This is a genomic window from Allobosea sp. LC85 (genome assembly GCF_000735605.1).
Taxonomy (GTDB): Bacteria; Pseudomonadota; Alphaproteobacteria; order Rhizobiales; family Beijerinckiaceae; genus Allobosea.
In genome coordinates, this window is sequence record NZ_JPKG01000001.1 from 1 (window position 1) to 4146 (window position 4146).

General features: G+C 66.0%; 1 protein-coding gene. It reads right to left on the reverse strand.

Annotated features, from left to right (window positions below; all coding sequences use genetic code 11):
- A partial coding sequence (locus FG93_RS00005) for a T1SS-143 repeat domain-containing protein (RefSeq protein ID WP_043230393.1) occupies window positions 1-4146 on the reverse strand: 4146 nt, incomplete at both ends.

The following is a 4146-nucleotide window of genomic DNA, read 5'->3' on the forward strand; positions in this document are numbered from 1 at the left end:
CGGCGAAGTCCGGCCCCGCCGGCGTCGAGCCGCTCGCCAGGTTCTGGTCGTCCAGCATCAGCGAGATCGCAGCCCCCGCCACCGGGCCGGCGCCATCCGTCACCGTGATCGGCTGCACCGCCGCATCGGTGTCGCCGTCGCCATCGATGATCTGGTAGCTGAACCCGGCGCTGATCCCGGCGGCATTGGCCTGGCCCGGCGCCGGATCGAACGCCCAGGCGCCATTCGCCTGGAACGAGTAGACGCCGAGCGCCGTGGTGAACTGATAGGCCCCGCCGACCAGCACGCCCGTCGTGAGCGGCACCATCGCGCCCGAGCCTGGCAGCTGCACATGCGTCAGCGTCGCGCCGTCCGCGCCCTGCGTGTCATTCGTCAGCAGATTGCCGCCGATCGTCCCGGCCGCATCCTCCGCAACCGTCTGACCCGCATCGCCAACCGCATCCGGCGCGTCGTCGACGATGTTGATCACCAGGCTGCCGGCCGGGGCCGGATCGCCGTCGGCATCGCTCACCACCAGCGCAAAGCTCGCCGTGGTATTGTCGCCCGCGGTGTTGTCGAGCAGCGTGTAGCTGTAGCTGATCGTGCCGGCGCCGGTCGCCGGGTCGTAGCTGTACGACGCCGTCAGCGTCCCGCGCGTCCCGTCGGCGAAGCTCTGCGGTGCGCCCGTCAGGACATGCCCGCCCAGCGACACCAGCGACACGCCGTCCGGCGAGCTGAAGCCGATCGTCCCGGCCACCGTCTCCGACGGCGCCGCCGTGTTCGAACCCGCAGCCTCGGCCCCACGGGCCGGCAAGCCCGCCTCGTGCACCGTTGTCGTCGCCCCGCCCGCCCCCGGGATCGTCGCCGCCGGCGTCGAATCCCCGATCGCGATCGTCAGCGTCGTCGGCGAGGCGTCGCCGTCGCCATCGCTCAGCGTGTAGCTGAACACGTCGCTGACGCCGCCGGCCGAGCCGACATTGCGGATATAGCTGTAGCTGCCGTCGGACGAGATCGTCAGCACGCCGTACTGGCCCGCCACCACCGTGTTCGAGCCGACCGCGACCGCAATCCCGCCCGCCGTCGTCGCCGCGACCGAGGTCACCGTCGCGCCGTCGGCGCCCCGCGTATCGGCGCCGGCCGCATTGCCGTCGCTGCCGGTGCCGGCGATCACATCGCCGCCGACCGCCGCAAACGAACCCGCCGCAACCGCATCGGTATCCGCAGCCGCCACCGGAACGTCGTCCAACACAGCAACAGTGAGTGTCTGTGTGACCGCATCTCCGTCGCTGTCATAGGCGACAATTGAGAAGCTCAGCGTTTGGGTATCTGCACCGACCCCGGAGTGATCGAGATTCTGGTGGAGGCTGAAGGCATAGGCCGGGTTCACCAACGCGTTCAGCGTCACGATGAAGACAGGGCTGTTCGCATCCGCACCGATCTTGAACGCGACAAGTTCCTCATCAACGCCGTTGGCGGCCGTGCGCAGGATGTAGTCGAGCGCGACCCCGTCCGAGCTCAGCCCCGCCGGCTTGATCAGTGTGTTGGTGTTGTCGCGCGCGAACTCGAGCCGGCCCGGCCGGTCCGCATTGTAGGCGATGTTCAGGTTGCCGAAATCGCTCTGCACCAGCGGGACGCCGGAGCCGAGGCCACTCTCGGAGACCTGCCCGAGCTGCGCTGCTCCGGCCAATGTGGGCACGTCGTCGGAGACGGCGACGTTGACCGTGCCGGTGGCGAAGTCACCGTCGACATCGGTCGCGATCACGCCGACCGAGCCGAGCGCCGCCAGATCATCCGCATTGAGCCCGGGATGGCTGTCGTAATTGCCGTTCAGAGTTGCCGTGACCGTCGCCACATTGCCGGCAACCGACAGGTCGAGCGTCACGATCGTCGCCGCTCCGTCCTTGCCGACGATCTGCGTGCCCGACACCCGCGTCCAGCTCAGCCCGCCGCCCAGTGTCGCCAGGTCGGTCGCGAACACGATCGAGGCGATCGCATCCGAGCCCGCTGTGAAGCTGATGCTGTTCGAGGCGGAGTCCGGACCGGCCGGCGTCGAACCGCTCGCCAGGTTCTGGTCGTCCAGCGTCAGCGAAATCGCAGCGCCCGCCACCGGGCCGGCGCCGTCCGTCACCGTGATCGGCTGCACTGCTGTATCGGTGTCGCCATCGCCATCGGTGATCCGATAGGTGAAGCCCGCGCTGATCCCGGCCGCATTGGCCTGACCCGGCGCCGGATCGAAGCTCCAGGCCCCATTCGCCTGGAAACTGTAGACGCCCAATGCCGTGGTGAACTGATAGGCCCCGGCGACCAGCACGCCCGTCGTGAGCGCCACCAGCACGCCCGAGCCCGGCAGCTGCACATGCGTCAGCGTCGCCCCGTCCGCGCCCTGCGTGTCATTCGTCAGCAGATTGCCGCCGATCGTCCCGGCCGCATCCTCCGCAACCGTCTGACCCGCATCGTTCACGGCGTTGGGGCCGTCATCCTGGAACGTGAGCTTGATCGGCGTTTGCGAAACGGCGGAAACGGAATCGTTGTCGGCGTCGGTCACCGTCGCAGTGATGTAAACGAGGCCGGCAATGACCGACGCCGCATCATCGTGTGTGGCAGGCGTCGAGCCGTCGACGCCATGAGCGATCGCTTCGAACTGCGTGAGCCACAGCTTGCCCGAGTCATCGATATAGGCGGCGAAGACCTTCGTCCCCGTGGCGAAAGCATCTCCGGCGAGACCACCCGCGACGCCCCACAGGATCAGAGGATTTGTTGGATCCGAGTACAGATGGATGGCGAGATTGCCGTTAGTCGTAGTCAAACCACTATCGGCACCGTTGAATGTCCCATTCGCGACATTCGTCGAGAGTCGATATGTGATCGCCGAGCCGGACGGCAACTGATCCGCCCCAACCGCGTAGGTGAACAAGCTGGAGGCCGACGCCGTTGAAACGGCGTGTCCGATCTCGACAAACCCGAGCTGACCGATCCGACCGGATAGAGCCGCCGGCAAGGCCGCGGCCGTATCATCGGCGAGGTTGGGATCCGCGCCATTATTGACGCTGGCGGACTCGTCATGGCGAACTTCGAACGGCTGCACCACCTGAATGGTCGCGGTGACGCCGGAGATTGTGAAATTGCGGCCGCTGTCAAATTGCGTGGGTTGATTTGCTGCGTTCGAGAACGAAAACTCGTCGTAGTTCTGGACGATCAGCCGATTGAAGTCGGCGGCACCGTTGACGACGACCGTCGCTCCGACAGGAACATCGGTAAACACATAGCCAATGAGCGTCCCGCCCTCATACACCGCCGTGAAATTCGTCGGAGCCGCACCATTCACGGTGACCGACGCGATGCCGACCCGTTGATCGTCGGAAAAATTCCCCGGGTGAGGATCGTTGTCGGCCTTCCACAGCTGCACGAAGACGACAGCCGTTCCACCGCCCTGGACTTGATCGACCACGAATGATGTCGACGTCGCGCTATAGTGTTGGCTGTACGTATAGGTAGCGCTGCCCCCGCTTCCGACTGTTTGAACATTGTCGACGAAATCGACCCGGACACCATCGGGCTGCGGCTTCTGGTTTGTCGCTCCCGTGATGAAGTGATTGCCGACACCGATGCTGCCGTTATTGCTGTTGACGGAATCTGCGGTCCCGTTGTGACTGGCGCCGACAAATCCCGTGAGAAGAATGTCGTGATTATCGGTGCCGTCGAGTCCGCGCCAATCAGCGTTGCCCGCCTGAACGACGTAATTGCCGAGTACCTGCGGTGCGGTTTGCGGAGGAAGCGCCGTCACCGTGGGCACGTCGTCGGAGACCGCGACATTGACCGTTCCGATCGCCGTCGTGCCGTCGATGTCGGTCGCGACCACGCCGACCGAGCCGAGCGCCGCCAGATCATCCGCATTGAGCCCGGGATGGCTGTCATAGTTGCCGTTCAGCGTCGCCGTCACCGTCGCCACGCTGCCGGCCACCGACAGGTCGAGCGTCACGATCGTCGCCGCTCCGTCCTTGCCGACGATCTGCGTGTCGGAGAGCCGTGTCCAGCTCAACCCACCGCCGAGCAAGGCCAGGTCGGTCGCAAACACGATCGAGGCGATCGCATCCGAACCCGCCGTGAAGCTGATGCTGTTGGCGGCGAAGTCCGGCCCCGCCGGCGTCGAGCCGCTCGCCAGGTTCT